This window comes from Phascolarctobacterium succinatutens (assembly GCF_958453765.1).
Classification (GTDB): Bacteria; Bacillota; Negativicutes; order Acidaminococcales; family Acidaminococcaceae; genus Phascolarctobacterium_A; species Phascolarctobacterium_A succinatutens_B.
In genome coordinates this window covers 1-23,844 of the sequence record NZ_CAUDZA010000006.1, presented here as the reverse complement: position 1 = coordinate 23,844, position 23,844 = coordinate 1, and the positions used below count along the sequence as shown (strand labels likewise).

Genomic DNA, 23,844 nt, shown 5'->3' with positions numbered 1-23,844 from the left:
GTATAATATGTTTGTAAGCCAAAGCCGCCATGCCTACAACGTAAATTTTGTTCTTTGAAAACTAAATATCGTCTACCACTAAGGACTCCCTGATGCTACAATATTCTTATCAAATCATAGCGAAGATAACTGCTGACAACTCCTGCAGACATTACTGCTTTTCATTTTTTCATTTTATCTTTGCTATTCATTACTTCATATTCAAGAATTTCCTTCGCTAATTCAAAGCAATTATCTATATAATATTCTCCTAATGTTTTGGTCATAGCAAAACCAGCACAAGCTGCTACAGCCTGCCCGACAAAAGGAATATATTTCCCAAATTGTTTTGTAGCATATTTACCAGCTACTTGCTTGATAACCCACATTATGCCTTCTTTGGTAAGATATGCAAGCACCTTATCTGCAAGTTGTTTACCTACCGGTCCTAATACAATCATGTATTTCTCTATAACTGTTTCATCAAGCCCAAAGCTTTCTCTAATTTCTTTAGCCATCTTATAAAAAGCTGCTAAATCAAAGCTAACATCAACCCCAGGAATTGGATTCAAAGCATTCACAGCTGTAGCCCAAGCATAGACATTAATATCATCCAGGCATTTTGCTCTTTTTCTATCTAAATCTTTAATACTATCTGCTTTAACGGCCGCAATAATTTTACCCTTCTTTACATCATCAATATCGGAAGCCAAAATGTCGTTTTTTAATTCTTTGAACCCAGTACCAGTTTTACAGCTTGTAAAATAAACTTTTATGTCTTTAGCCCCTACTTTAGAATGAACATCTTCAATAATTTCTTTCTTTAGCTCTTCTAGAGTTCTTTCACCATCCCATATATCATCTTCCTTATTGCGCACAATAAAATAAGGGTGCTTTCTAGATTGATTCCATTCCTTAAATTTTTTAAATAACTTTCCATCAGCATCATGTAATTTACCGGCAAACACAAACAGATACAAATCATAGTCTTCTACAGAAAATTGTTTGCACCAGTCTTCAAACGGAAATCTTTTCGTGTCGTAACCTGGCAAGTCAACTATCCTCAAATCTCTCCAAGATACTTCTTGACTTTTCACTGTAGTATCTGTATATACTCCAGATTTAAATATATTTTTACCTATCAACTTGTTAATGACACTCGACTTACCTGCACCAGGCTGCCCGACTAAAGCAATTTTTACAACCGTATGCTCTTTTTCCTCATACTTTCTTTTGATTTGCTCACGTAAATCTTCTTGATAATTAACCATTTAAAAATCACTCCTTCAATTGATATAGTGTATAATTTTCTATACATATTGGTTTCTTAGAAGAACCATTTAGATCACCATATAGCTTATAGTTTGCTATTTCATCATTCATTACTTGACAAGCTAAAGTCGCACAATCTTTAATATAACTTTTTCCTGCATCTTCAGCCAACGTATACCCAAGCACAGCTGCTGTTGCTTGGCCTAAAAAAGGAATATATTTACCAACACTTTTTATTACTTGTTTTCCGCCAAAACTCTTTAACAAAAGAATAACACCATTTTTCGTCATTAGCTCTAAAAGCTTTCTAGCAAGCGGATAAGCACAATATCTTCCCTCTAGTTCGTTATCCTCTATATCAAAATCTTCTTTAATAGCAGCGAACATTTTAAAATAAATTGCTACATCTGCTGCAATATCAGCACCGAAAAAAGGATTTACACCATTAGCACAAGCAAGTTTTGTATAAGTCGAAAGAGAATCCATTGCTTTCGATTTCCTAGTCCTCAAAAATTCATCTTTTGCTTTCTCGAAGTTCTTTATTATTCTCGATTGCCAAATATCCTTATATTTTTCATTTAAAATTTCATTTCGTAATTTATCTATACCATTTTGATATCTGCAATCAATAAAACAAAGCTTCCCAACAAGCCCTTCTGGCAGTTTTGCATAAATATCTCGTCGTATCGCTTCTCTATCTTCATGGCTTGCCAAATCATTACAATGATTTCTGATTAACAACAAAGGTCTTTTATGACCTAATTTGTTGTAAGCAGCTACGCTCGCAAATAAAGCACAATCATCTCCAGTTAGTTTTCCCGAAAAGACGAAAAAAATAATGTCATATTGATGTATCTTGAATTTTTCTTTCCATTCGCTTAGTGGAAACATCGTCGTTCCATATCCAGGCAAATCAACTATCTCCAGAAACTCATAACGATATCTCACACCTTTTCGAGTAATATCTGTTCCTTGACCTGTTCTCGCAACTTTATGTCCGATAAGCGCATTGATGATACTTGATTTACCAGCACCCGGTTGCCCGACGACAGCAATTTTAGTATGCGTACCTTGATCTCTTTTTATTTTTTCTAATATATTCCTGAACTCAGTTTGTAAAGACACAGCAACTACCACCTATCAAGCCAACATTTCATTTTTTATCAGCAAATTAACATCTATCTTCAACGCATCAGCAATCTGGTACAGCGTTTCCAAAGAAAAGCTGTTGCCTCTGTTCCCTCGCTCAATCTGCCCAAGATAGGCAACACTCATGCCAATCCGCTCGGCCAACTCTGCTTGCGTATAGCCTCTCTTTTTTCTGTAATATGCTATTTTCAATCCAATATTCTTGTAACGCGCAGCAAACAACGTCATCACCTCTTGCTAAAACTTCTCTATATTATATTAGCAGTTTATATAAATAATTTTTTAGGTATATAATCTGTTTTTCTAGGCTAATAAGCTGACTGAGTTTTTCTCTGCTTTTAAGTTAATCTGTGCCAACAACTTGAAGTTGCAAAGCTGCTCGCCTAAAACAGCCTTTTAGACTTGCGCTTATTTTTATGGTAAGCGACAGCCCCCAGAGCTGCCGCTTCCTGCACCCATCAAGCCTCTCGCTTTACCTCATACACAGGCAGGCCATCCTGCAAGGCCAGCTTCACCAGCTCGTCCATGCTCTTGCCGGCACCATATCTGCTGCTGAGCAGCTCGCGCAACGCTGACTGCGTGTAGAAGGTGCTGCGGCGAACCAACGACGAGGTGTAGGAACCATCGTCGCAACGTCCGGGAATTGCGTAATCTGCGGTAATTTTCCGCTTCAATTTATCATTGGTAAGGTACAAGCCTGTGCAGGATTCCTCCAATGTATACAAAAATTACTCACCATACAAATTACTACCAATAAAGATTTTACACATTTTTACCGTCCAACAGCTCCGCTACTTCCACCTCCAAGGCCTCTGCAATACTCAAAAGCACAGGCAGGCTTGGAATCCGCTTGCCGTTTTCTATTTTGCTCAGATATTGGGAAGAAATAGACACCTTAATAGCAAAATCTGTTTGGTTAATACCTTTTAACTGGCGATAATATCTGATTTTCGCACCCATTTTGCGATACACAAGCTCCGCCATATTATCTACCATCTAAAAACCCCCTTTATTATATTATGCCACCAAGAGTATTTTTTAGCTTAACTTCATAGGCTCATAATACCCTATTAGTTCAAGTTCTTCACCAGAACCTGTATATAGTTTAGACTATTTGACAACAGAAATCCGTGCCAAGCATAGCACGTTTTTGCACCTGCAGGCACAAAAAAAGAACGCCTACGCGTCCTCTCCGAAAATCTTATGTTATAATCCTTCACATCTGCAAAATAAATGTGAACGCCTTGACTTTATTATCTGCTCATATGATAATAATAGTGTGAGAAGAAATTGTTTATCTTTCAAGACTGCCGCGAAGGCAGCCAATTTACAGAAAGCGGTGATACCATGATTTTTAAATTTGAAGCACAAGCCCCCAAAATTGATGAAAAGGCCTATGCCTTTAATACTGCCACCCTGATTGGCAAGGTTGAGCTTAAAGAGTACGCCAGCGTTTGGCCCGGCGTTACTATCCGCGGCGACGTTAACCGCATCGAGGTTGGCCGCTACAGCAATATCCAGGACAACAGCGTGCTGCACGTTGCCGATAAATACGCCTGCATAGTCGGTGATTATGTAACTGTAGGCCACTGCGCTCTGCTGCATGCCTGCACTGTTGAGGACCACTGCCTCATCGGCATGCATTCCACCGTACTTGACGGCGCTGTAATCGGCCACGGCTCTATCGTTGCTGCCGGTGCCGTTGTAACCAAAGGCACCATCGTACCGCCGAATTCCCTGGTTGCCGGCATTCCTGCCAAGGTTATCAAAACTTTGGACGAAAAAGGTATCGCCGCTATCCACGCTCAGGCGCTGAAATACAAAACTCTGTGGACCGAACGCTACGGCCTGCTGCCTGACAATGACGGCGAACGCTACCATGGTGAGCAAATCGTTTAATTGCTCATAAAGCAAAAGCATGACAATGTCCCTGATTAAGTATATACGTTGAAACACTTAATCCGTTCATGCTTCTCCCCGACAATATAAATATAAAAGATAAAATCCCGTTACAGAGCGCAAGCCTGTTGACGGGATTTTTTTATAACATCATAAACAAAGCCATCTCCGCATTCACAGGGAACAACGGAGATGGCTCTTCATCTTCAAATATACTTTTTTATTCAGTTGCTTTCGGCAGCAACTGCTTTTTTGGCCGGGCAAACAATTGCAGCAATAGCATAAGCAGCAATGCATACCAGCCATTCCATATAGATTACGTTCGGGAAAATGCGTACTGCCGGAGTAAGCTGCCACAGCACCAGCAGCACCAGGCCTGCCAGCAGAGTCCAGAAGCCTGCGGCCTTGGAAGCATACTGCGGGAAGAACAGCGCTACTATAACAATAACGCTGAAGGCAGCAGTCAGGGACAGACCAATCATAATCGTACCCAAAATGCTGGATACGCTCATAGCAAGTCCCAACGTAAGAATACCGCTGATAATGATGCAGGCACGTGTCATCAGCAGCTGACGCGCCTGGTCGCACTGCGGATTGATGAAGCGCTTATAGATATCGCTGGAGAACAAAGTACCGGCGCTAAGCAGCAGATTGCAGGCGGTAGATACATCTGCAGCCCACAGAGCTGCCAGCGTAACACCTGCTAACACCGGCTGCAGGCCTACGATAACCTGCGGCAGCGCCAATGCAGCCTGCGCATCAGGATACATAGCCTTAGCAACAAGACCAAGGAAGGCAGCCAGAACGCCTACCGGCAGCATCAGAATACCGCCCCAGACGAAGCCCTTCTTAGCAGTTGCAGCGTCTTTAGCGCCTAAAGAAATCTGCAGAATACTTTGCAGAGAAAGATTTACGGTAATAAGGGTTACAACCCAGCTGGTGATGGTTACAGGGCCAACACCGTCAATGAAGCTGAACCAGGGCACATTAGCCGGCAAAGCAGCAGCCAGATGATCCATGCTGCCAATTTTTTTGAACTGGATAATCGTTGCCGCCAAGATACCTACGTAAATCAGAATAATATTCAATACATTAGATAAGGATGCAGACCACATACCACCAATAAAGGTAATACCGATAAAGGTGATGGCACTGACAATCATACCGGTATGGAAATCAAAGATATCCGGCAGGATAGCGTGCAGAATACTGCCACCCGCAATATATTGCAGACTGATGATTACCAACTGAATAACAATCTGGCAGAAAACGCCCAAGATTACCGCGCCCTTGGTATGATGGCGTTCAATAAGCTCGGTGATAGTCGTAATGTTCTGTTCACGATATTTTTTAGCCATGAACAAACCCATAACAATCGCGCCCAAAGCCCAGGCAATCGTATACCAGCCGGCACTCAGACCAACACGGAAGGCGTGCTCGGAAACGCCGATAGTCGACGCACCGCCGACAGCCAGACCGATGATAGTAACACAAATCAAAGGCGCAGAAAGTCTGCGTCCCGCAAGAGCAAAGTTTTCGTTGTTTCCTTCACTACGTTTTTTAGCATACCAGCTGATAGCGAACAAAGCAACAATGTACAATATTAAGATGACTAAAGAAACAGGCACAAAAAATCCTCCTTTAAATTATACATGCCTGTTAAAGAAATACAACGTCATCGCTGGCAGTATCCCTATACTGCCTCACATCAGACCTAATCGTGCAGACTTCAACAACATATAATACAAAACCATTTGTGCTGTCATTACAATTCCCCATCGCCCATACCGGCAAGCATCCCAATGCAGACCAAATATACGCCTCCTGATGCTTCCTTGCAAAGCAGCCACATATATATTAGCTAAATTATATCCCGCCAGGAAAAAACAGTCAAGATTTTTTCACAAAAAAGTATTGACAAAATAGCCTCTTGCAGTTAAAATAAATATTGTTGTTGGCCTCGTAGCTCAGCTGGATAGAGCGTTTGACTACGAATCAAAAGGTCGCAGGTTCGAGTCCTGCCGAGGTCACCATTTTAGACTTTTCGCGAACATCGAAGGACTGCAGCGCAGATAATTGCGGTGTATCGGTAAAATTAAATCTGACAGTGATGGAATATTTTTCGTCACTGTCTTTTTTTGTGCCTTCATCCGGTACGCGCTCGACAACAACGGAGTTAACCATGGTGCTGATGACCTTTTCTTTCATTTTATCGTCCGGAGCAGCGGCGATGTTGCGCAGGAAGTATTCTATAGCTTCTTTGCTAACCTTCGGCGGTGCTGTTACCAACTCACGCTCTGCTATAGCTTCATCCAGGGCGGCAGCCTTGGCTTCGGCGGCGTTTATCAGCTCAATAATGGTTCCGCTGGTGGCACCATTGGCGATGGCGGCGGCGTAGTTGGCTATGCTCTTCTTAACGCGGGAGCGCTCAGCCTTCATTTCGGCCAGCTCGTTATCAACCTGAGCTTCAGCAACAGCCTCGGCCTGCTCAGCTATCAGCTTGATATTTTCCTCATGCAAAAGCACCTCACGGGCACAATTATAAACGGCCTGCTCCAGCTCGTCCCTGTTCAGCGGTGATATGCTGCAGCTGGTTCTTTTTGCTCTTTTGTTGGCGCAGGCATAATAATAATAAAGCTCACCGCTTCTGCTCTTGCCGCTCATTCCATGCATCGGTCCGCCGCATTCACCACAAATAATATTAGGAGTAAGTAAATATTTATCACTCTTCTGCACGTTTATTCCCCTTCTTCCATAAGTTTTTAGTTTACGCTGCACTGCCTCGAACAGCTCCTTGCTGACAATAGGCGGTACGGCGTTTTTTATTTCTATGTCCTTCCACCGGAATAAACCGGTATAGACAACATTTTTCAGCATCCAAGTAAAGCTGCTTTTATTCCAGGCTGCGCCTCTGGCAGTGCGCACGCCTAACATGTTCAGCCAGTTGGCTATATTTACATACTTTTCTCCGGTCAAAACCTTTTCGAAAATCTGGCGTACATATTCGCCGCGCTCCGGATCTATTATTAAGCGCTGCTCTGCGTCCCTTGTATATCCGAAGGGGACAGTGCCGGAGGTCCATTTTGCTTTTAAGGCGTTCTCCTTCATCCCGCGCGTAACCTTTTCGGACAGGTCGACGCTGTACCATTCGGCCATGCCCTGCAGCACGCTCTTCAGCACAATGCCGGCCGCACCCTCGGCCACGTTTTCCCTGGCTGATATAACCTTAACTCCATGCTTCTTCAGCTTAGTTTCCCAAACCGCGAAGGAATACCTGTTGCGGGAAAACCTATCATATTTGTAAATCAAGATAGCCTGAAACACGCCCTTAGACGCATCGGCAAGCATCCGCTGAAACTCCGGGCGTTCATCCGTACGGCCGGTAATGGCTCTGTCGGCGTAAACCTGCAGCACGCTGTAGCCTTCGCGCTCGGCGTACTCGCGACACTCGCGCACCTGGCCTTCTATGCTTTCCTCACGCTGGTGGCTGGAGGAATACCGCGCATAGATAACAGCAGGAACGGCACGCTCGGCCACGCTTTTCATACATTTAACCACGCTTTACCCTCCTTTCATTACGTCCCAAAATATTGAAAATAGCAATCGTTGGGATATTTCACCTTCTTATTTGCCTGTCATTTGCCATTTTTGTTCCGCTGCTCTACTTTTTCGGGGCGCGGCCTACATCAAAGAAGCCCAAAACGCCGGCCGTGAAGAAAATATTAACAAAGCCATACAAAAACGGCCTTTTCGTTCCCTTGAATCGTAAATAAGTTGCATAAATCAGCCCAAGCGTTCCGATGGAGCCTATAGCCCTTGCCCATTCTGCATTTATGGAATTAAATATAACCATAATAGCAAAAGACGGTCCCCAGTATTTCAAATATGTGGCATTATCCATATCGTTGTAAGTCTCTGCTTGCTTGCCGAAGGAAGCGTTTTCATCATAAGCTCGAGCGCGGCCGTACTTCAATTCACAATCCGTCACAATATCCTTGCCTATATAGCCAAGGTGAAAGTGATAAGCGTCGGCCACGTCCTGCAAAAACTCAGCGCCTGTTGCTTTCAGGGCATATTCCACGATAGCTACGCAGGCTCTGGCGTGCGCCATAGCGTTATAACGCTGCTCAAGGTTAAAGCCTATTTTATCGGTAACGTCCTGCAGGCGATGATGAGGCATCTCCGGGAACATTGCTTGCGAAAGCACGCACGTGCAAAACACGGGACAGCTTGGGAAAGCAAGCTCGTTGCCTGCCAGCTCTTCCGCCAACACGTCCATGTCAAACTTGGCATAGTGCGCGACAAGCGTTTTGCCGTTAATTTTTTCCTTAATCAGCGGCCACAGCTCATCAAAATACGGCGCATCCTTCACCATCTCTTTTGTGATACCATGCAAAGCCGTATTTTCTTTGTCGAAATGCAAAATACCGGGACGGATAAGACTGTAAAAAGTATCAATAATCTTTCCGTCTTTCACCGTAACCAGAGCGACAGAGCATGCGCTTTTGTGCCACTTGTTGGCCGTTTGAAAATCAATAGCTACATATTCCATAAAATTCCTCCTGTTAATATCTTAGTTTAGCTTAAAATCATCTTTCCAGTTTTTAGAAAATCCCATTTTTATAAGAACACTATTAAACATATTTTGCGGCAATTTTTTAGCGAAAGATGCTATTTCGGCAGAAAATTCTCCAACCATAGCAGCATAGTCGCGCTTGCTCAAAAATAAGCCTAAAATTATAACACAATCAATAAAATGCGATGAAAAGTTACTAGGCAGTGTTTTATGAAATAGTGCTATATTAGGGACTTTATTATTATTTTTTACCGTAATACTATACAGCCGCTCCTCATGAGCACAAACATTTCTAAAAATGTTAATAAAAGCAAACATATTAGAGACGAATTTTTCTTCCTGTTCCGGCGTTAAAAGCAGCTTGACTCGATATGTTTTTTCGTAAGTGCTTATAATCTCATTTATAACTAGAAGTTTAGTCTGCATGGTCATGCCATTATAAAAATGAATAATATTGCCTAATGTCATCTTTGTAACCAACACCCACAAGGGAAGCTCTTTGTGTTTGTCGAGATAATGATAAAACTGGTCGCCTAGCGCACCCTTCTTTGTATTTTTCGTTATTACGCTAGATAAGTCTGCTATAAGTTTGGTAGCAGTCTGCGGGTTAGAACTATCGAAATTATTTATATCTAGATAATTGAAGTTTTGTTTATACGTCTGCGAGAAATAATAAGCGACTTTCGTTTTCAACGAAGTTTCCATTTTCAAAATATACTTTAATAATATAGCTCGCATATTCCTGTCAAAATTATAAAGCGCATATATATGCTCGAAAGTAGTGCCTGCCTTATATCTATCGTCACCGTACTGTTTGGTTTGCGGCATATCGAGAAATATATCTTTATAACCGTTGATGATATTATAATAGCCTTCATTTTTTAAAATCTGTATTGCTTTACTGCCGTCTTTAATAACAAGGTTACGACCTCTAAGAATTGTCAACTGCTGCCGATATGTTTTGAATGGCTTATCCATAAAATTCCTCCTATATAACGAAAAAAGGCTTGCCAATCCGCAGATTAGCAAGCCTCCGTGCATCGCCCTCAGGTTCTGCACTATCGCTGTACTAATCATTATAGCAGAATAATTAAATTTGTCAACAAAAACTTGCTTTTTCAAAAGCGTTGTGTTAAAATACTAAAGTTACCCATCTTAACAACACAATATATAGTGATTGATATTTTTGCTTCAATACCTTCTTTGCCGCCAGCACTGCGCTGGCGGCATTTTTGTATTATATTTGTTATCTGCAGTTATCCGGCTTTTACGAACAGCTGCATTTACTTCTTCCTCCCACAATGAATTATATGCAATTCTCTTCTTCCTAACAGCCAGCACCTTACTGGCGTTATTTTAAAAACTAGTCATATTGATATTAGAAAATACATGATATAATATAGCCAGAGGCTAGAATCACGAAACAACAAGCACGATAAAATTTATTTTTGCTTAGGCGGCTGTGGCGATGGCTTTTGCTTTACCGGAGGCAATGGCATTGAAAAGTTGTCGCTTCTGGTAACCGTGCCAGGCGGCACAGGGTTCGGCTTACGCATTACTTCACCTTCTTTCAGAACGGAGTGATATTATGGAGTTAAATTTATTGCAAAACATTGCACAAGCTGTTCCGGGGTTCATAGGCTTAGCAGCTTGTAAACTGATGAACGGAAATCCTCAAAAAGAAAAGTTGAATAATGAAGTTTTGGCGTATTTTCTTTTCGGTGGTACAGCATGGCTTTTAGTTGCGAGCCTTGACAATATTTGCAGCTTGCAGGGCTTGTCGCTGAGCGAATCAACACGTATTGCCTGTACTATTATCTGCGCTGCTCTTTTAGGTATTTTATGGCCTGTATGGCTACGCGATAAAGCCGTTGCGCTGGCCAACATTATAAATTTTTACTTTGGGAAAAATCCGATATTCGTTGAAGAAACAATTTTGGAAAAGCTTGGCTGCGACAACAAGCCGCATTACTACGAAGCGTATAAGGCTGGCGCTCTTGTCGCGTCTGGTTGGGGCGAGCACTTCATAAAAAGCGAGAAGTCTTTTTCCTTGCGCCAGATAGAAGGCTATGGCATGGAAGACCTGCAAGAAGTGCGCTACATCATTTGGCAGGACAAAGACATGATTTTAAAAGAATATACGTTGAAAGAAACTTAAACATTATCATCCGCCGTCAGCACCGCGCTGGCGGCATTTTTGTATTTTGTTTGCAATGTGAACTTTTCTCACATTGCAGTTATCCGGCTTTTCCGAACAGCTGCATTTACTTCTTCCTCCCGCAATGAATTATACGCAATTGCTTTCTTCTTCCTCTGAAGATTGAGCATACCGGAAAAGCTTAAAATCAATCATGTTGCGTATTTCTAATTTATCGCTGGCGTTTAGCTGGCGATATTTTTTTATTAACTCAAATTCAGAACTACTAACATCACCACCTAAAGACCTACCAAATAACTCAGCAGGAGTTATTCCTAATGCTTTAGCAAGTGGCGCCATAATAGACAACGGCATATTTTCAATTTCTCCGTTTTCGTATCTATATATAGTTGCACGATTTTTTCCAACGCGTTCAGCTAACTGGTCGGCAGTCAAACCTAATTCCAAACGGCGAGCCTTTATTCTTTCACCAATATTCATGTAAATCACCTCTAAGAAGATTATACTACAAATTTGCAAATCTGCAACAAGAAACGCAAAAAAAGAAAATAAATCGCATTTCATGCGAAAATTCAGTTGACACAATAAAGCTTAGGTGATAAACTTAAGTAAATCGCATATATGCGAATAAATAGAAAGGAGCTTTATTATGGTAGATGTGAAAAAACTGAAAGGAAAAATTTGCGAAGCTGGCTTAACTATTCCCGGAATCGCTCGCCGTATGAACATTAGTCCTTCGACTTTGTATAGAAAACTGAAACATAACGGTGAAGGGCTTTTGGTTAAGGACGTTGACAAAATAATCGACATCGTTGATATTCAAGGCGATGATGTTAATGCTATTTTTTTTACTCAGTTAGTCGCATAACACGCGACAAAGAGAGGTGCAAACATGAACGACAACAAAAAGGGCATGGGAATAAGCGTATTCTTGCGCAAGCTCTTTGGCAAGCGTGAAGAAAAAAACTGCGTCTTAAAGCAGCACTATATTAATATAGGCGGCTTTACAACACAGTTAGAAGCTTATCGGCTGGCTGACAGCATCCAGAAGACTTTTGGAATACCGCCGGAAATGATAACTATTAGTGAATCAGGCTTATTAATTTCTCAAGCAGAGTACGAAAAGCATCAGGAGGCACACACATGAACGATGACAAAAAGAAAAGCCCTGCGCAGCAGGGCATAGACTGGAGCATTCTGAAGCTCTATTTCTTCAACTGCATTCCGTTCTTCTCGAACGAATTTCTGGAATCGTTGACATTTTGGGACTGGCTGCCGATGGTGATGGCGCTGGTAGCGCTGTTTATCTCTATCCTGACCTTTTCCTCAGTCTTCAAACTGTGGTAATAGGACAGCCCGGATATAATGAGCGCTGCTATGGAGATTGAAAGAGTTGCACCCTTCCAGAATCTGTCCTCAAACAGATCCCAGAAGGAGCTTCTCTTCTTTTCCTTGTAATCTGCCAAAGCTATTAAACCGGGCGGCTCTATGGTATAGCGGGAGCCTTTGCGGCAGTTATCCATATCGTAATAACTAATCTGCACTCAGCCGGCTAATTCCATCGGCTCCATAGTCTGAACAACCAACTCATAAGGCAACCCATGTATCTTTGACAGCCTTTCAATACTGACACCTGGCTGCTGGTAAATGGTATTGAGTAATTTATACTCAGCTTTTCTTAAAGAATACAAACCAAACACCCGCTTTCGTTTTTAACTTTATTATATCACGGCAATCGTAATCTAGGAGGTACATCATGGCAAAGAATCTCGTAGTCAAATCAATGGCAGATGTTTGCGTTCTGGACATTGCACTCTGCAACTACATCCAGCTCGCCGGCCATCAATTAGATTGGTTGCAGAAGAATCACATAGATGTAGTACAAGGCAACATCGAAGATTATCAGGAAAAAATCGCGGCAGCCAAAGGCCTGCTACAGCAGCTGCGTAACTTCTAAGGAGAATACTATGTCAAAAACAGTAACCAAAACACTCAGAATCAAAACTCCGGCAGAATACAACGTAGTAGAACGCGGCCTTTGCAATTACATCAAAGTTGTCAGCGACAAACTCCAGTCACTGAAGCAGACAGATGAAAACTGCACCGGTCCGACCGTCAAGGATTATACAGAAAGAATCAAAGCCGCCAAAAGCCTGCTGAAGCAGCTGCGCGACTATTAACATCAGGAGGGACAACATGCAAAAGAATAACAATGGCCAAACGCCGAAGGCTTTTCTTACCTTGAAGCTCGACTCTATGCAGACCTTTGAGCTTATCAACGCTCTTCGCTGCAATAACATCCGCTGCCACATGGCAGTGAAAAACAGATTGGCGGAAATCCAAACGCATAAAGACAACAAAGACTATGTTGCCATGCAGGAATTTACCATCAACCGCCTGCACAGCAGCATTGATACAGCTCAGAGCATTCTCAAGCAAATTTATGCAAAGTATCCCTGGCTGGCTCCGGAGGCAGAACAAAATGAAGAATGACCTTTGCTATATCATCATCCCCAAAAGCACGGCCGCACGTCTGCAGAAGGCTATCGCTAATGACAAGCAGCTCGCAAGCGTTGCTGAGCAGATAAAAAAGCAGGAGCCGTTAGAAAATGGCCACACTAAGCACTTTTGGCACCAATGCAACAAAATGGAGCTTATCGAGCAGCTGCAGCTTTATGAAAAGCTGGTGAATTACGCCAGCAACCGCTTTTTCAGACTGAGTAAGGAGGCGATAATCCGTGAAAAGAAAGATAACTAACATTGTAGTTATTGGCGTTGGCGCTGTCCGTAAAATCCCCTTGCGCCGCTTTGCATATCTGCTTTGGCTGCGTTGCGGCCGCGTGCTTGAACTGAAAAAGCACTGCCACCTGCAGGAAGAGGAAAAAGCTGCTATTGAAAAGCCTTGTGCTGCGCCCGCTGATTTTAGAAGCTCCGGCGATATTGTCAACCACCCTCAAATCAGAATCACCCATAAAATTTCGTGGAAGACACGGCGCTGGTAACAGCAGAAAGGAGCAAATCATGAAAACAATTATCTCCATTCTTATCGCGGCTCTGCTTGGCGCGGGCATCGGTGTCGGCCTTGCCTATGGCTGGCGTCTGTACGATGATAGCCGCTATGTATGTAATTACACCACAGCCACCGTTGGCGTTAGCGGCACTGTTTATGACCTCGCTTTGAAGTACCTGAAAAAGCAAGACCGCTATGATCTTGATGAAATGATTTTCTACATCATCGAAGAAAACGGCCTCGGCAACAGCCGCTACATGCTCATTCAGCCCGGCGATGTGCTGCGCATTCCGCTGTATACGCTAAAGAAATAGGAGGGCATCATGGCACGCAAGAAAAAAGAAATCATCATCAACAGTACATCCGGCAAAATCACTCAAAGAAGTGCTCTTACCCTTTGCGATTACATTCAGCACTACTACGCCACCCATCCCGACGTATACGCTGACTTTCTCGCCTGGAAGGCAGCAAAGCATGAAGCTGCAGCACAATAGGAGGACGTGAGAATATGACGGAAAACTACGATGTCAAATATATTTTGAGCAAAGGCGGCTGCACTCAAATCCGCTACACCGTCTGTCCTGCAGATGCAGAACCGGAGGAAAACATTGTCAGCCGCGCGGATAAGCCGCACGAAGATTTTCGCAAACTGTGGGCGCTGCTCCCCAGCGTAGCCGCCCGCTTCCTGGAATTCCCGCTGCAGAATGCCGATGGCCAAAACATTATATTGAGAGTTACGAAGGTAAACTTTCTGGATAGCACAAAATACGGCTACGGTATGCAGCTCGTTGTCCTGCTGGAAGGCATGGCTCTTTGCCCTACACCGCTCCAGATTGTGACACAAAAATTTTACTGTACTGAAACCCTTATCCGGCAACAGGGAGAAAAGAAAATTCCTATGCAGCTGCTGTTGCCGACCGAAAAGGCCTTGATGGAGTCGCTCAAAGAAGAAGCCTTCAAATATGCCTATTGTGGCAAACGCCAGCAGCCAACTATTGACGAAGCACAACGCGCCTACGAACGTGGCGGCTATCTTGATGAAGAATAACAGCTGCGGCCTGCGCTCTGCGACGGAAGAAGAAAGGACGTATAAGCAAGATGATTAAAGCAGCTACGGCTTTTGGTGGCGCGAAAGCATATGACATATCAATAGCGTGCCCCTGTAGAGAATGCGACGTGCGTTCACCGGGTTGCGGCAGAATATGCAGCGATTACAAAAAGTATAAATTTGTTTTGGCTGTGCTGAACGGGAAGCGCCAGGCTAAGGCCAAAGCAGCGGCTGAATGTCGTGCGATGCGCAATGAGCGTATCAGAGAATGGAAACATAATAAATGTTGGCCAAAAGGTTGAGATAAAGAGTATATGAAGAAATATAATGCGAGGCTATTCTGCCTCTCTAAATAAATATTTTTAGGCACGAAAGGAGCCGATATTATGATTAAAAATTATGTACCCCTGCGCGATGCAAAGAAGGTCCACATTGTAGAGCTGACTCACCTCTTTGGCGGCAACAAACTTGTAACCCGCCATTATATGCAGGATGACAGCGCAGCAGAAATCCTTGCTGTTTACACTGATGAGGACTCTTCCTGGCTCAGCGATGACTTTGAACCGGTAGAAGGCACTATTCTCTATGATGGTATAAACGATGTTGTTGACGTTACCGCTGGCGATGTAACCTTGACTGTCCACCGCGACAAGCTGGCAAATTACCTTGTTGGCATCGAAATCGTTGACGTTCAATAAATAAGTAAGACCAAAACCGGGGACAACATGGCGCTGTCCCCGGCCTATTTGCAAAGGAGGATACCATGTTCGGAATAGACAACAAACCTAAAATCTGCGTTTTTAACCTGCCTATTGAATGGCTGCACCCGCATCCGCATAACCCCAGAAAAGACCTAGGAGACCTTTCGGAGCTGGTCGAAAGCATTAAGGCCGTCGGCATAAAACAGAATCTTACTGTTGTCCCTGATCGCGACGAGAACGGCGATATGCTTGACGATAGCTATACCGTCATCATTGGCCATAGACGCATGGCAGCGGCGAAGGCTGCAGGCTTTAAAGAATTGCCTTGCGCTATCGATATGGAGATAACACCGGCGGAACAAATCGCCCTGATGCTCCATGAAAACATGCAACGCCGACAGCTCACGCCCCTGGAAGAAGGCCTTGGCTTTCAACAGCTGCAGTTAGAATTCGGCTGGCCAGTCGGAAAAATCAGCGAATACAGTGGCTTTTCGGAAACGACCGTGCGCGATAGCCTGCGTCTTACACAGTTTGACAAGACGAAAGTAAAAAAAGCCTACGAAGAACGCCAGCCAAAGCTTGTAGAATTTGAAGCATTAAGCAAAGTGAAGGACGAAGAAAAGCGTAACGAGCTGCTGGAAAAGATTGGCACGTTCGGCTTCATGCCTGCAGTAAAATCAGCCTTAGCCGAAGAGGCAGAAAAGACCTTCATGGAAGATATTAAAAGCATTCCGCAATTAAATAATGCTACCGTCCTTTCCAGAACAGATGTCTGGAACGCCAGCAAATATAAATTATTGGCATCTGTAAAGGTACCTGAAGGCGACAAGGTTGACGAAAACTTTATTGCTGCTTTGCCTACCATTCCAGAAGGCCAGAGACATCACTATATTTATTACGATAGAGGCGAAAAGAACTTAGAATTTTATTCCAAAGTAAAACATGCCCCGGCAAAATCTTCAAAGGAAGCTCAGAAGGAGCGCGAAAACATAGCCAAAGCCTGGGCTGATCTGGAAGCAGTTAGCCAAAAATATTATGAGCTGCGTAAGCACTTCGTTGAAAACTTCTACTGTCATTCCAACGAACAGATAATGCTCGCCCTACAGGGAGCTGTGTATGCAGTTGTATCAGAAGCACCGCGCTACACTACAAATCAAATCAATCAGGGCTTGGCTAAAGTTTTAGGAATACCTGAAAAAGCCTACAGCTCACACGATGCACGATGCATCGCGATTATCAACAAGGTGCATGAATTAAAGCGGAACAACGTAACTCAATGTGTTTATCAGCTCTTTGCTGATAGTACAGACTTTAGAGGCTACTACGGCTGGGACTCGAAAAAGCGGCCCGTATACCGCAAGAGGCCTGATATTATTGCACTTTATACCTGGCTGGAAAGCTTGGGCTATGAAACTAGCCAAGAAGAAAAAGAGCTTATAGACGGCACCCATGAAGTTTTCCATAGGAAAAACAATTAAATAATTTACGCGCATTACAGGGCGCAGGCTGCTTCTGCCGATATGTTATATACAAGCAAACAGATGGCGCAGAACCAAAGAAGAAGTATATCACTTTATCCAGCCCGCGCCCTAAAGTGCGCGATAAAACAAATATATATTATAGTAGAAAGCTGCGAGGTTAAACCCCTCGCATTAGCTTGATATAGCATATTAACTTAATCGCACCCATAGGGCTGCGAAAGAAATTTACTCTTTGACTCCGGTGGTGATTGATTGTGTACAAGAAAAAAGAAATCTATTGCGGCGAAGTCCTGGAAGTTGAAAAAACTTGTAGCTTTAATTATAAGGGCAAAAATATGACCAGAGGACCGCGCATAGAAAAAACATCTGAAGCCATGGCCAAGGTTAACGAACGCCGCGCTCAGAAAAAGCTTTCTCGCCTGATCAATACCAACTTTGGAGCCAACGACTACCACCTTATCCTTACCTACAGCCCGGAGAACAGAGCGCTCAACCCTGAAGCTGCTAAGAAAGACCTGTCTGCTTTTCTTTTATCCATGAGGAAAAAATATAAAAGAGCCGCCCTGGAATTCAAATATATTGCCGTAACTGAGTATGGCAAGAAGTCTATGCATCATCATCTTGTAATCAATAAGGGCATAGACCTTGCTGACATTGCTGCATCCTGGAGACATGGCCGCATCCACACGACCAACCTCGACAACAGCGGCGATTATGACCGCCTGGCTCATTATCTGATTAAGCAAACAAATAAAACTTTCAATGATCCGGAACGCTGCGTGCATCACAAGCGCTGGTGTGCGTCACGGAACCTGAAGAAGCCTATAGAAAAAAATTACAAAGTTAAGGCCGACAGCTGGCGTGAATATCCGACAGCACCAAAGGGCTACACGGTAATAACCGACAGCATCGTAAGCGGTGTAAGCGAATGGACCGGTTGGCCATATCAATATTACCGTTGTATAAAAATCTCCCCAGAAAGAAGGAATAGCCATGCCACAAAAAAACACATCAACAGAGCCACAGGAAAAGACTCTTAGAATCACGCTGGATATACCTCCAAGCGTGAACCATTGCTATGCGCCAAACTATAGACCGAACCAGCGTGACCGCGTGCTCACACCACAGGCCCGCAGCTGGAAGGAATACGCCAGGTTCACGGCGCTGGCCGAAGTGCGGCGGCAAGGCTGGCAGACTCCGGCAAAAGGCGTGAAGGTAGTTGTCGAGCTGGTTGCCTATTGGCCTGACGGCAGAACAAGAGATATGCATAATGCACATAAGCTGCTCATGGATGCGCTGGAAGATGCTGGCGTATATCCTAACGATAAATTCGCCTTGGCTCGCGATATGGACTTCACCATAGACCGCAAAGAGCCAAGGCTAGAAGTGTTTGTCTATCTGAAACCGGAGGGAGAAAAATATGGACAGCCAAGGAATCAAAACTAAACTACAAAGCGTAATCGTAGCAGAACAGGACGTGCTCAGGCTGCAAGGCCAGCTTGAGCATCTGCAGCACCTGGAGCAAACAATCAATGAGCCGCAAAGCTACTCAGACCTGAAGGCTGAGCAATTGGCAAAGATTAACAAACACAAACAGCTCTACCGCGCTGCACAAAGAATCATAGACAGCCTGCTGATTTCAAAGCACGGCCAACATGATCCGGAAAAGACTCGGGCTTGCAAGACCATCTTAGCCGAACGCTATCTGCACGGCAAAGGATGGTCGGAGATTGCCAGGCTCATCAACTATTCAGAGCGCCAGGCACAACGGCTTCATGGAGTAGCCCTGGAAGCGGCTGCCAAGGCAGCACAACGCAAGAAAAAAATATAATCAAACACACGAGCGGTTCAAGCCGCTCTTTTTTATTCGTAAATCAGTGAATATTCTGACAATTAGCCAACGATATGCAAGCCCCCCCGTATCGAGATTTTTTTCACGTTTAACGCCGTACCGGCGCGCTACCTTAACACAATAAATTGGTCGCGCGTAAGGCCCCCTCCCTAAAAAATTGGTGGTATCCTTACTCCCTAACCGCCGAATATGGCTTTGGCGCTGGCTTTTCGGCGCTGAAGCAAGGGTTTTTTCAGCCAAAGAAATGACAAGAAAGAAAAAGCAAGGAATTTTTTGCGGCACTATTGGAAGAGTTTTTTATTTTTAGCTGTTTTTCTGTACAAAAATCACATGCGCATATTCGAACACATAAACATGTCGCTCCTTGTCACCTGCTTGTGTGCTATTTTAGATATAGGCAAATACATTAAAGAGAGGCAAAAGCATGAAACCATGGGCGGAACAATTTTACAAGTCAAAAGCGTGGCTTAAATGCCGCAAGGCATACATCACAAGCGTACAAGGCCTTTGTGAACGCTGCAGGCGGCGCGGAATTGCCAAACCCGGCAAAATCGTGCATCACAAAACAGCATTAACGCCCGACAACATCACAGACCACAGCATCAGCCTAAACCCGGCTAACCTGGAATACCTTTGCCAGGAATGCCACAACATCGAACATTATCAGAAATTCGGCTCCACGCGGCGCGGGCTGGCGTTTGACGCTAATGGCCAGCTTGTGCAAGTATCTGACGAAGCCAACAACGGCGAAGCTTAAAACATGAAAGGAGGCGGCGCTTATGGCAACACCTAAGAAAAAAGAAAAAGCGGTAAAACCAGAGGTAAAAGCTGCAGCCTTGACATCCAGCAGCCGTGTTCGGCGCGAGGTTACACGTCTGAATAAGATTTTCGCTGCACGTAACCACGAAGAAAAGGAATACCTGGCCGGACTTGTCAAAAGGGCAGCCTGGATGAAGGTACAGCTGGAGGACATGGAAAAAGACCTTGAACAGAATGGCCTTACGGAAATGTTCACACAATCGGAGAACACTCCGCCCTATGAGCGCGAGCGTCCGAAGGCAAGGCTGTATAACTCCATCAACAAAAATTACCAGACAATCATGAAGCAGCTGGCGGACTTTCTGGCCCGTTCCGATACCAGCAGCAAGCCTCCGGATGACGGCTTTGAAGACTTCTGCAACAGCTAACCCTATCAGGGAATATTACGCAGCCATCCAGCGCGGCGATATTATTGCCTGCCATAAAATCACCCGCACGCTGGAGAAGCTTTGCGCTGACCTTGACGATACCGACGGGCCGTATATCTATGACAGCGCAAAGGCGGAAAAGGTTATTACCTTTATCGAAAAATACTGCAAGCAAAGCAAGGGCAGGAATGGCGGTAAAGGCATCCGGCTGGAGCTATGGCAGAAAGCCTTCATTGCAGCCACGTTTGGCTTTGTAGAAAAGACGACAGGCTTTAGAAAATACCGCGAAAGCGTGCTTATTGTCGGACGCAAGAATGGAAAATCCACAATAGGAAGCGCCATCGGTAATTACATGCTTTTTGCCGATAAAGAAAAAGGCCCTGAAATCGTCAGCGCTGCTACAATGAAGGACCAGGCAAAAATAGTTTGGCTGGAAGCTAAACGCATGGTACAGAAAAGCCCGTCCTTAATGCGCCGGGCGAAGCTGCTTGTCAGCGAAATACAATGCAAGCTCAATGACGGCACATTCAGGCCGTTGTCCAGCGACAGCAATACGCTTGACGGCCTAAACCTACACGCGGCCATCATTGACGAGCTGCACGCCATCAAGGACAGAAACCTTTATGACGTACTCGTAGACGGTATGAGCGCCAGGGAGCAGCCGTTGTGTTTGATTATCTCAACCGCCGGAACAGTGCGTGAAGGCATTTTTGATGTTAAATACAGCGAAGCTCAAGACATTATCAATGGTTACGATAACGGCAGCTATATAGACGAACATGTCCTTTTCTTTGTTTATGAACTGGACGACCGCGAGGAATGGCAAAAGCCGGAATGCTTTATAAAAGCTAATCCTGGCTTAGGCACCATAAAAAGCCTTGCGCAGCTGCAAAACAAGGTAAAAAAGGCGCAGCATAATCCGGAACTTGTCAAGAACCTGCTTTGCAAGGACTTCAATATGCGTGAAACCTCCGGCAGTGCATGGCTGACATTCGAGGCACTCAATAACGAAGAGCGCTTTAACATCGAACAACTAAAACCGCGTTATTTTATCGGCGGAGCGGACCTATCACGCACGACGGACTTAACCTGTGCGACGGCCATCTTCAAAAAGCAGGCTGACGGCCCTATATATGTCATGCAGATGTATTGGCTTCCCGAAGATCTGCTGGAAGAACGCAGCGAACAGGATAAAATCCAATATAATCTATGGGTGCAGCAAGGCCTCATGCGCGTTTGTGCCGGTAGTAAAATTCGCTACGAAGACGTGACAGCATGGTTCTGCGAGCTGGTGAACAAATACGGCATGATGATGCTCTGGTGTGGCTATGACAGCTGGAGCGCAAAATACTGGGTTGACGACATGATTAGCAACTTCGGCCATGAAGCAATGGAGCAGGTAATTCAAGGCAAAAAAACACTTTCCAGTCCTATGCACAACATGGGCGCGGACTTGAAAGCCAAACGCATCATTTACAACAATAACCCTATTTTGAAATGGTGCCTTTCCAACACTGCCATTGACATAGACATCAACGGCAATATACAGCCTATGAAAGCCAATCAGCTCCGACGTATTGACGGTACAGCTTCTTTGCTGGACGCTTACGTCACTATGGAAAAACACCTGGCAGATTACAATTCTTTCACGCTTTAGTTTAGGAGGAAAACATGAATATATTCCGCTCAATGTATAGTAAAATCTTCGGCCGAAACCCGACACCGGCAGCGGAACCCGTCAACCTTGTACGCTTTGTGTCTCTGAATCAGGACGTAAATCTGGCGCAGGCTGGCGGCGCTGAGAGCTACCAAAACCTGTTTACGCGCGTCTGCATAGACTGCCTGGCAGAGAATGCGGCCAAGCTGAAGCCCAAAGTACAGCGCATCATAGACGGAGGCATCAAGGACGGCGACAGCAGGCTGCAGGCGCTGCTTGAAATCTCTCCCAACGAGTACATGAACAGCTTTGAATTCATCTACAAAGTTGTTACGCTATGGGCAAAAGACAATAACGCTTTTATTTATATTGCGAAGGACCTGCGCGGCAATCCTATAGGCCTCTACCCTATCGCCTATGCACAGGCAGAATTTCTTGAATCAAACAAGATGCTTTTCGTTCGTTTTACGTTTGGAAACGGCTTTCGCATGACTGTCCCTTATGAAGAGCTGTGCCATCTACGCCGCTTCTTCGGCCCCAGTGACCTTTTCGGAGAGGACAACGAAAGAACCCTAAAGCCGCAAATCGGCCTGCTGAACATCGTCAACAAAGGCTTCGCGGCGGCGGTAAACAACAATAACCGCTTAAAGGGCATCATCAAATCAAATGTAAACCTGCATAATGATGACTTAAAGAAGCAGCAGGAAGCCTTCGTGAAAGACTATATGAATCTATCCAATAATGGCGGCATTGCGGCGCTGGACACCAGAACAGAATACATCGAACTGAAGAATCAGCCGACCGTGGCCGATGACAAGCAAATGGAAGTTGTGCGCAAGGACATAATGGCCTATTTCCACGTCAGTGAGGACATCTTAATGGCCCGCTACAATGAAGAGCAATGGGGCGCTTTCTATGAAAGCGTCATTGAACCCATTGCGATCCGCTTAGGGCTGGAGCTTACAAGAAAAATATTTACGCAAAGAGAAATTGCTGTAGGCAACAGAATTCACTTTGAAGCTAACCGCCTGCAGTATGCATCTACAAGCAGCAAAATCACCCTGACCAAAGAACTGATGCCGTTCGGAATGCTCTCTGTTAACGAAGCAAGGGAAATCTTCAACCTTGCCCCCGTAGAGGGCGGCGAAAAGCGCTTGGTATCTTTGAACTATATTGACGCAGAGCTTGCTAACCAGTACCAGGCTGGCAAAATCGGCGCTGAACAGGTGGAAGGAGGTGAAAAAGAGTGAGTGATACAAAAAACACTAAGCTTTACGCGTCACCGTATAATCCTAAATTCTGCATTCGGTCCGCTCCGGCCGCTGACGACAGCGATAATAAACAGCGGCGAATTGCGGGAACGGCAATGCTTTTCGGTGAAAAGACGGTTCTGTTCAGCATTGGTGATATTGACTATTGTGAAATCATCGACGCACACGCTCTTGACGGCTGCGACATGTCTGACTGCGTCTTTACACGCAACCATCAGACTGACAAGCTGCTGGCACGCACAAAGAACAACACTCTGCAGCTCTCCGTAACGGAGCACGGACTTGACTTTGCGGCTGACATTGCAGACACCCAGGACGGCCGCGACACCTTTGAGCTTATCAAACGCGGCGACATTGAGGCCTGCAGCTTTTTCGCAGAAATCGAAGAAGCTAGCTATAATGTCGAGACACACACGCGCACCATCTTGAAGTTTAAGCGTTTGAATGATGTGTCGGCTGTAACCTTCCCTGCCTACGAAAACACAAGCATTGACGCCGAAATGCGTAGCGCTTACGGCTTCGAGGAAGCGGAAACCGCCGCTGCCAAGCAAAAAATTGAAGAAGCCAAGAACACCCTGCTTCTGGCTGATGAATACATGACTGC

Annotated in this window: 33 protein-coding genes and 1 tRNA gene; 24 read left to right on the top strand and 10 right to left on the bottom strand. The window is 44.6% G+C overall.

Features of this window, described 5'->3' with window-relative positions; translation table 11 throughout:
* Positions 1 to 161 precede the first annotated feature (161 nt).
* From Q7Q81_RS04000 to Q7Q81_RS03980, 5 genes are all read right to left on the bottom strand, one after another.
* Positions 162 to 1,250, bottom strand: a complete 1,089-nt coding sequence (locus Q7Q81_RS04000; RefSeq protein WP_304273864.1) for a GTPase — start codon at positions 1,248 to 1,250, stop codon at positions 162 to 164.
* A gap of 7 nt (positions 1,251 to 1,257) precedes the next feature.
* Entirely contained in the window at positions 1,258 to 2,376 is a 1,119-nt protein-coding gene (locus Q7Q81_RS03995; RefSeq protein WP_304273862.1) for a GTPase, read from the bottom strand.
* A gap of 15 nt (positions 2,377 to 2,391) precedes the next feature.
* Positions 2,392 to 2,628, bottom strand: a complete 237-nt coding sequence (locus tag Q7Q81_RS03990; protein WP_293725145.1) for a helix-turn-helix domain-containing protein — start codon at positions 2,626 to 2,628, stop codon at positions 2,392 to 2,394.
* A gap of 230 nt (positions 2,629 to 2,858) precedes the next feature.
* A complete protein-coding gene (locus tag Q7Q81_RS03985; RefSeq protein ID WP_304273861.1) occupies positions 2,859 to 3,125 on the bottom strand; it encodes a hypothetical protein in 267 nt (88 codons plus the stop codon).
* Positions 3,126 to 3,162: 37 nt separating this feature from the next.
* Complete coding sequence (locus tag Q7Q81_RS03980; protein ID WP_293725137.1) at positions 3,163 to 3,396, bottom strand: helix-turn-helix domain-containing protein; 234 nt, start codon at positions 3,394 to 3,396, stop codon at positions 3,163 to 3,165.
* 354 nt (positions 3,397 to 3,750) lie between these two features.
* On the opposite strand from Q7Q81_RS03980, the gene Q7Q81_RS03975 reads away from it, so the two are divergent.
* Entirely contained in the window at positions 3,751 to 4,299 is a 549-nt protein-coding gene (locus tag Q7Q81_RS03975) for a gamma carbonic anhydrase family protein (protein WP_371816691.1), read from the top strand.
* Between the two features lie 224 nt (positions 4,300 to 4,523).
* Here the strand turns inward: Q7Q81_RS03975 and Q7Q81_RS03970 are convergent, their stop codons facing one another.
* Positions 4,524 to 5,927: a sodium:solute symporter family protein gene (locus Q7Q81_RS03970; RefSeq protein ID WP_304273860.1), complete on the bottom strand. Its 1,404-nt coding sequence runs from the start codon at positions 5,925 to 5,927 to the stop codon at positions 4,524 to 4,526.
* 328 nt (positions 5,928 to 6,255) lie between these two features.
* Between Q7Q81_RS03970 and Q7Q81_RS03965 the strand changes: the two genes are divergently transcribed.
* Positions 6,256 to 6,332, top strand: a tRNA-Arg gene (locus Q7Q81_RS03965).
* Here the strand turns inward: Q7Q81_RS03965 and Q7Q81_RS03960 are convergent.
* The 3 genes from Q7Q81_RS03960 to Q7Q81_RS03950 form a co-directional block, all read right to left on the bottom strand.
* Positions 6,295 to 7,857 carry a recombinase family protein gene (locus Q7Q81_RS03960; RefSeq protein WP_304273859.1) on the bottom strand — a complete coding sequence of 521 codons (1,563 nt, stop codon included), beginning with the start codon at positions 7,855 to 7,857 and terminating at the stop codon, positions 6,295 to 6,297. The genes Q7Q81_RS03965 and Q7Q81_RS03960 overlap by 38 nt on opposite strands.
* 103 nt (positions 7,858 to 7,960) lie before the next feature.
* A complete protein-coding gene (locus tag Q7Q81_RS03955; RefSeq protein WP_304273857.1) occupies positions 7,961 to 8,851 on the bottom strand; it encodes an exonuclease domain-containing protein in 891 nt (296 codons plus the stop codon).
* 21 nt (positions 8,852 to 8,872) lie between these two features.
* Complete coding sequence (locus tag Q7Q81_RS03950) at positions 8,873 to 9,853, bottom strand: Abi family protein (protein WP_303711206.1); 981 nt, start codon at positions 9,851 to 9,853, stop codon at positions 8,873 to 8,875.
* A 610-nt stretch (positions 9,854 to 10,463) separates the two neighbouring features.
* On the opposite strand from Q7Q81_RS03950, the gene Q7Q81_RS03945 reads away from it, so the two are divergent.
* A complete protein-coding gene (locus tag Q7Q81_RS03945; RefSeq protein ID WP_304273856.1) occupies positions 10,464 to 11,033 on the top strand; it encodes a hypothetical protein in 570 nt (189 codons plus the stop codon).
* A gap of 129 nt (positions 11,034 to 11,162) precedes the next feature.
* Here the strand turns inward: Q7Q81_RS03945 and Q7Q81_RS03940 are convergent, their stop codons facing one another.
* Complete coding sequence (locus Q7Q81_RS03940) at positions 11,163 to 11,513, bottom strand: helix-turn-helix domain-containing protein (RefSeq protein WP_021719936.1); 351 nt, start codon at positions 11,511 to 11,513, stop codon at positions 11,163 to 11,165.
* 169 nt (positions 11,514 to 11,682) lie between these two features.
* Between Q7Q81_RS03940 and Q7Q81_RS03935 the strand changes: the two genes are divergently transcribed.
* The 21 genes from Q7Q81_RS03935 to Q7Q81_RS03835 all read left to right on the top strand — a co-directional run.
* Positions 11,683 to 11,901: a helix-turn-helix domain-containing protein gene (locus tag Q7Q81_RS03935; protein ID WP_303707313.1), complete on the top strand. Its 219-nt coding sequence runs from the start codon at positions 11,683 to 11,685 to the stop codon at positions 11,899 to 11,901.
* A 24-nt stretch (positions 11,902 to 11,925) separates the two neighbouring features.
* Positions 11,926 to 12,180 (top strand): hypothetical protein, encoded by a 255-nt coding sequence (locus tag Q7Q81_RS03930; protein WP_304273854.1) that lies wholly within the window; start codon positions 11,926 to 11,928, stop codon positions 12,178 to 12,180.
* Positions 12,177 to 12,380: a hypothetical protein gene (locus Q7Q81_RS03925; protein WP_304273853.1), complete on the top strand. Its 204-nt coding sequence runs from the start codon at positions 12,177 to 12,179 to the stop codon at positions 12,378 to 12,380. Before Q7Q81_RS03930 ends, Q7Q81_RS03925 begins: the two co-directional genes overlap by 4 nt.
* A gap of 409 nt (positions 12,381 to 12,789) precedes the next feature.
* Positions 12,790 to 12,990 (top strand): hypothetical protein, encoded by a 201-nt coding sequence (locus Q7Q81_RS03920; protein ID WP_304273852.1) that lies wholly within the window; start codon positions 12,790 to 12,792, stop codon positions 12,988 to 12,990.
* A 10-nt stretch (positions 12,991 to 13,000) separates the two neighbouring features.
* Entirely contained in the window at positions 13,001 to 13,213 is a 213-nt protein-coding gene (locus tag Q7Q81_RS03915) for a hypothetical protein (protein WP_304273850.1), read from the top strand.
* A 16-nt stretch (positions 13,214 to 13,229) separates the two neighbouring features.
* Positions 13,230 to 13,526, top strand: coding sequence for a hypothetical protein (locus Q7Q81_RS03910; RefSeq protein ID WP_304273848.1), 297 nt, complete (start codon positions 13,230 to 13,232; stop codon positions 13,524 to 13,526).
* Positions 13,516 to 13,791 (top strand): hypothetical protein, encoded by a 276-nt coding sequence (locus Q7Q81_RS03905; protein WP_304273846.1) that lies wholly within the window; start codon positions 13,516 to 13,518, stop codon positions 13,789 to 13,791. Before Q7Q81_RS03910 ends, Q7Q81_RS03905 begins: the two co-directional genes overlap by 11 nt.
* Complete coding sequence (locus tag Q7Q81_RS03900; RefSeq protein ID WP_304273843.1) at positions 13,772 to 14,035, top strand: hypothetical protein; 264 nt, start codon at positions 13,772 to 13,774, stop codon at positions 14,033 to 14,035. Before Q7Q81_RS03905 ends, Q7Q81_RS03900 begins: the two co-directional genes overlap by 20 nt.
* A gap of 19 nt (positions 14,036 to 14,054) precedes the next feature.
* Positions 14,055 to 14,357 (top strand): hypothetical protein, encoded by a 303-nt coding sequence (locus tag Q7Q81_RS03895; RefSeq protein WP_304273841.1) that lies wholly within the window; start codon positions 14,055 to 14,057, stop codon positions 14,355 to 14,357.
* A gap of 9 nt (positions 14,358 to 14,366) precedes the next feature.
* The gene (locus tag Q7Q81_RS03890) at positions 14,367 to 14,537 is read left to right on the top strand and encodes a hypothetical protein (RefSeq protein ID WP_304273839.1); all 171 of its coding nucleotides are present in this window, start codon (positions 14,367 to 14,369) and stop codon (positions 14,535 to 14,537) included.
* A gap of 14 nt (positions 14,538 to 14,551) precedes the next feature.
* A complete protein-coding gene (locus Q7Q81_RS03885; protein WP_304273837.1) occupies positions 14,552 to 15,091 on the top strand; it encodes a hypothetical protein in 540 nt (179 codons plus the stop codon).
* Between the two features lie 386 nt (positions 15,092 to 15,477).
* Positions 15,478 to 15,789, top strand: a complete 312-nt coding sequence (locus Q7Q81_RS03880; RefSeq protein ID WP_304273835.1) for a hypothetical protein — start codon at positions 15,478 to 15,480, stop codon at positions 15,787 to 15,789.
* A gap of 65 nt (positions 15,790 to 15,854) precedes the next feature.
* Positions 15,855 to 17,270 (top strand): ParB/RepB/Spo0J family partition protein, encoded by a 1,416-nt coding sequence (locus tag Q7Q81_RS03875; protein ID WP_304273833.1) that lies wholly within the window; start codon positions 15,855 to 15,857, stop codon positions 17,268 to 17,270.
* Positions 17,271 to 17,527: 257 nt separating this feature from the next.
* Positions 17,528 to 18,313: a rolling circle replication-associated protein gene (locus tag Q7Q81_RS03870; protein WP_304273831.1), complete on the top strand. Its 786-nt coding sequence runs from the start codon at positions 17,528 to 17,530 to the stop codon at positions 18,311 to 18,313.
* Positions 18,314 to 18,338: 25 nt separating this feature from the next.
* A complete protein-coding gene (locus tag Q7Q81_RS03865; RefSeq protein WP_304273829.1) occupies positions 18,339 to 18,719 on the top strand; it encodes a RusA family crossover junction endodeoxyribonuclease in 381 nt (126 codons plus the stop codon).
* Positions 18,694 to 19,104, top strand: a complete 411-nt coding sequence (locus Q7Q81_RS03860) for a hypothetical protein (protein WP_304273827.1) — start codon at positions 18,694 to 18,696, stop codon at positions 19,102 to 19,104. The genes Q7Q81_RS03865 and Q7Q81_RS03860 overlap by 26 nt, the downstream gene beginning before the upstream one ends.
* 445 nt (positions 19,105 to 19,549) lie before the next feature.
* Positions 19,550 to 19,882 (top strand): HNH endonuclease, encoded by a 333-nt coding sequence (locus tag Q7Q81_RS03855; protein ID WP_293850725.1) that lies wholly within the window; start codon positions 19,550 to 19,552, stop codon positions 19,880 to 19,882.
* A 22-nt stretch (positions 19,883 to 19,904) separates the two neighbouring features.
* On the top strand, positions 19,905 to 20,312 hold the full coding sequence (locus tag Q7Q81_RS03850; protein WP_304273825.1) for a hypothetical protein: 408 nt from the start codon (positions 19,905 to 19,907) through the stop codon (positions 20,310 to 20,312).
* Complete coding sequence (locus tag Q7Q81_RS03845; RefSeq protein WP_304273823.1) at positions 20,281 to 21,969, top strand: terminase large subunit; 1,689 nt, start codon at positions 20,281 to 20,283, stop codon at positions 21,967 to 21,969. Before Q7Q81_RS03850 ends, Q7Q81_RS03845 begins: the two co-directional genes overlap by 32 nt.
* A gap of 14 nt (positions 21,970 to 21,983) precedes the next feature.
* Positions 21,984 to 23,219 carry a phage portal protein gene (locus Q7Q81_RS03840; RefSeq protein ID WP_304273821.1) on the top strand — a complete coding sequence of 412 codons (1,236 nt, stop codon included), beginning with the start codon at positions 21,984 to 21,986 and terminating at the stop codon, positions 23,217 to 23,219.
* On the top strand, positions 23,216 to 23,844 hold a 629-nt coding region (locus Q7Q81_RS03835), incomplete at its 3' end, for an HK97 family phage prohead protease (protein WP_304273819.1). The genes Q7Q81_RS03840 and Q7Q81_RS03835, both read left to right, overlap by 4 nt.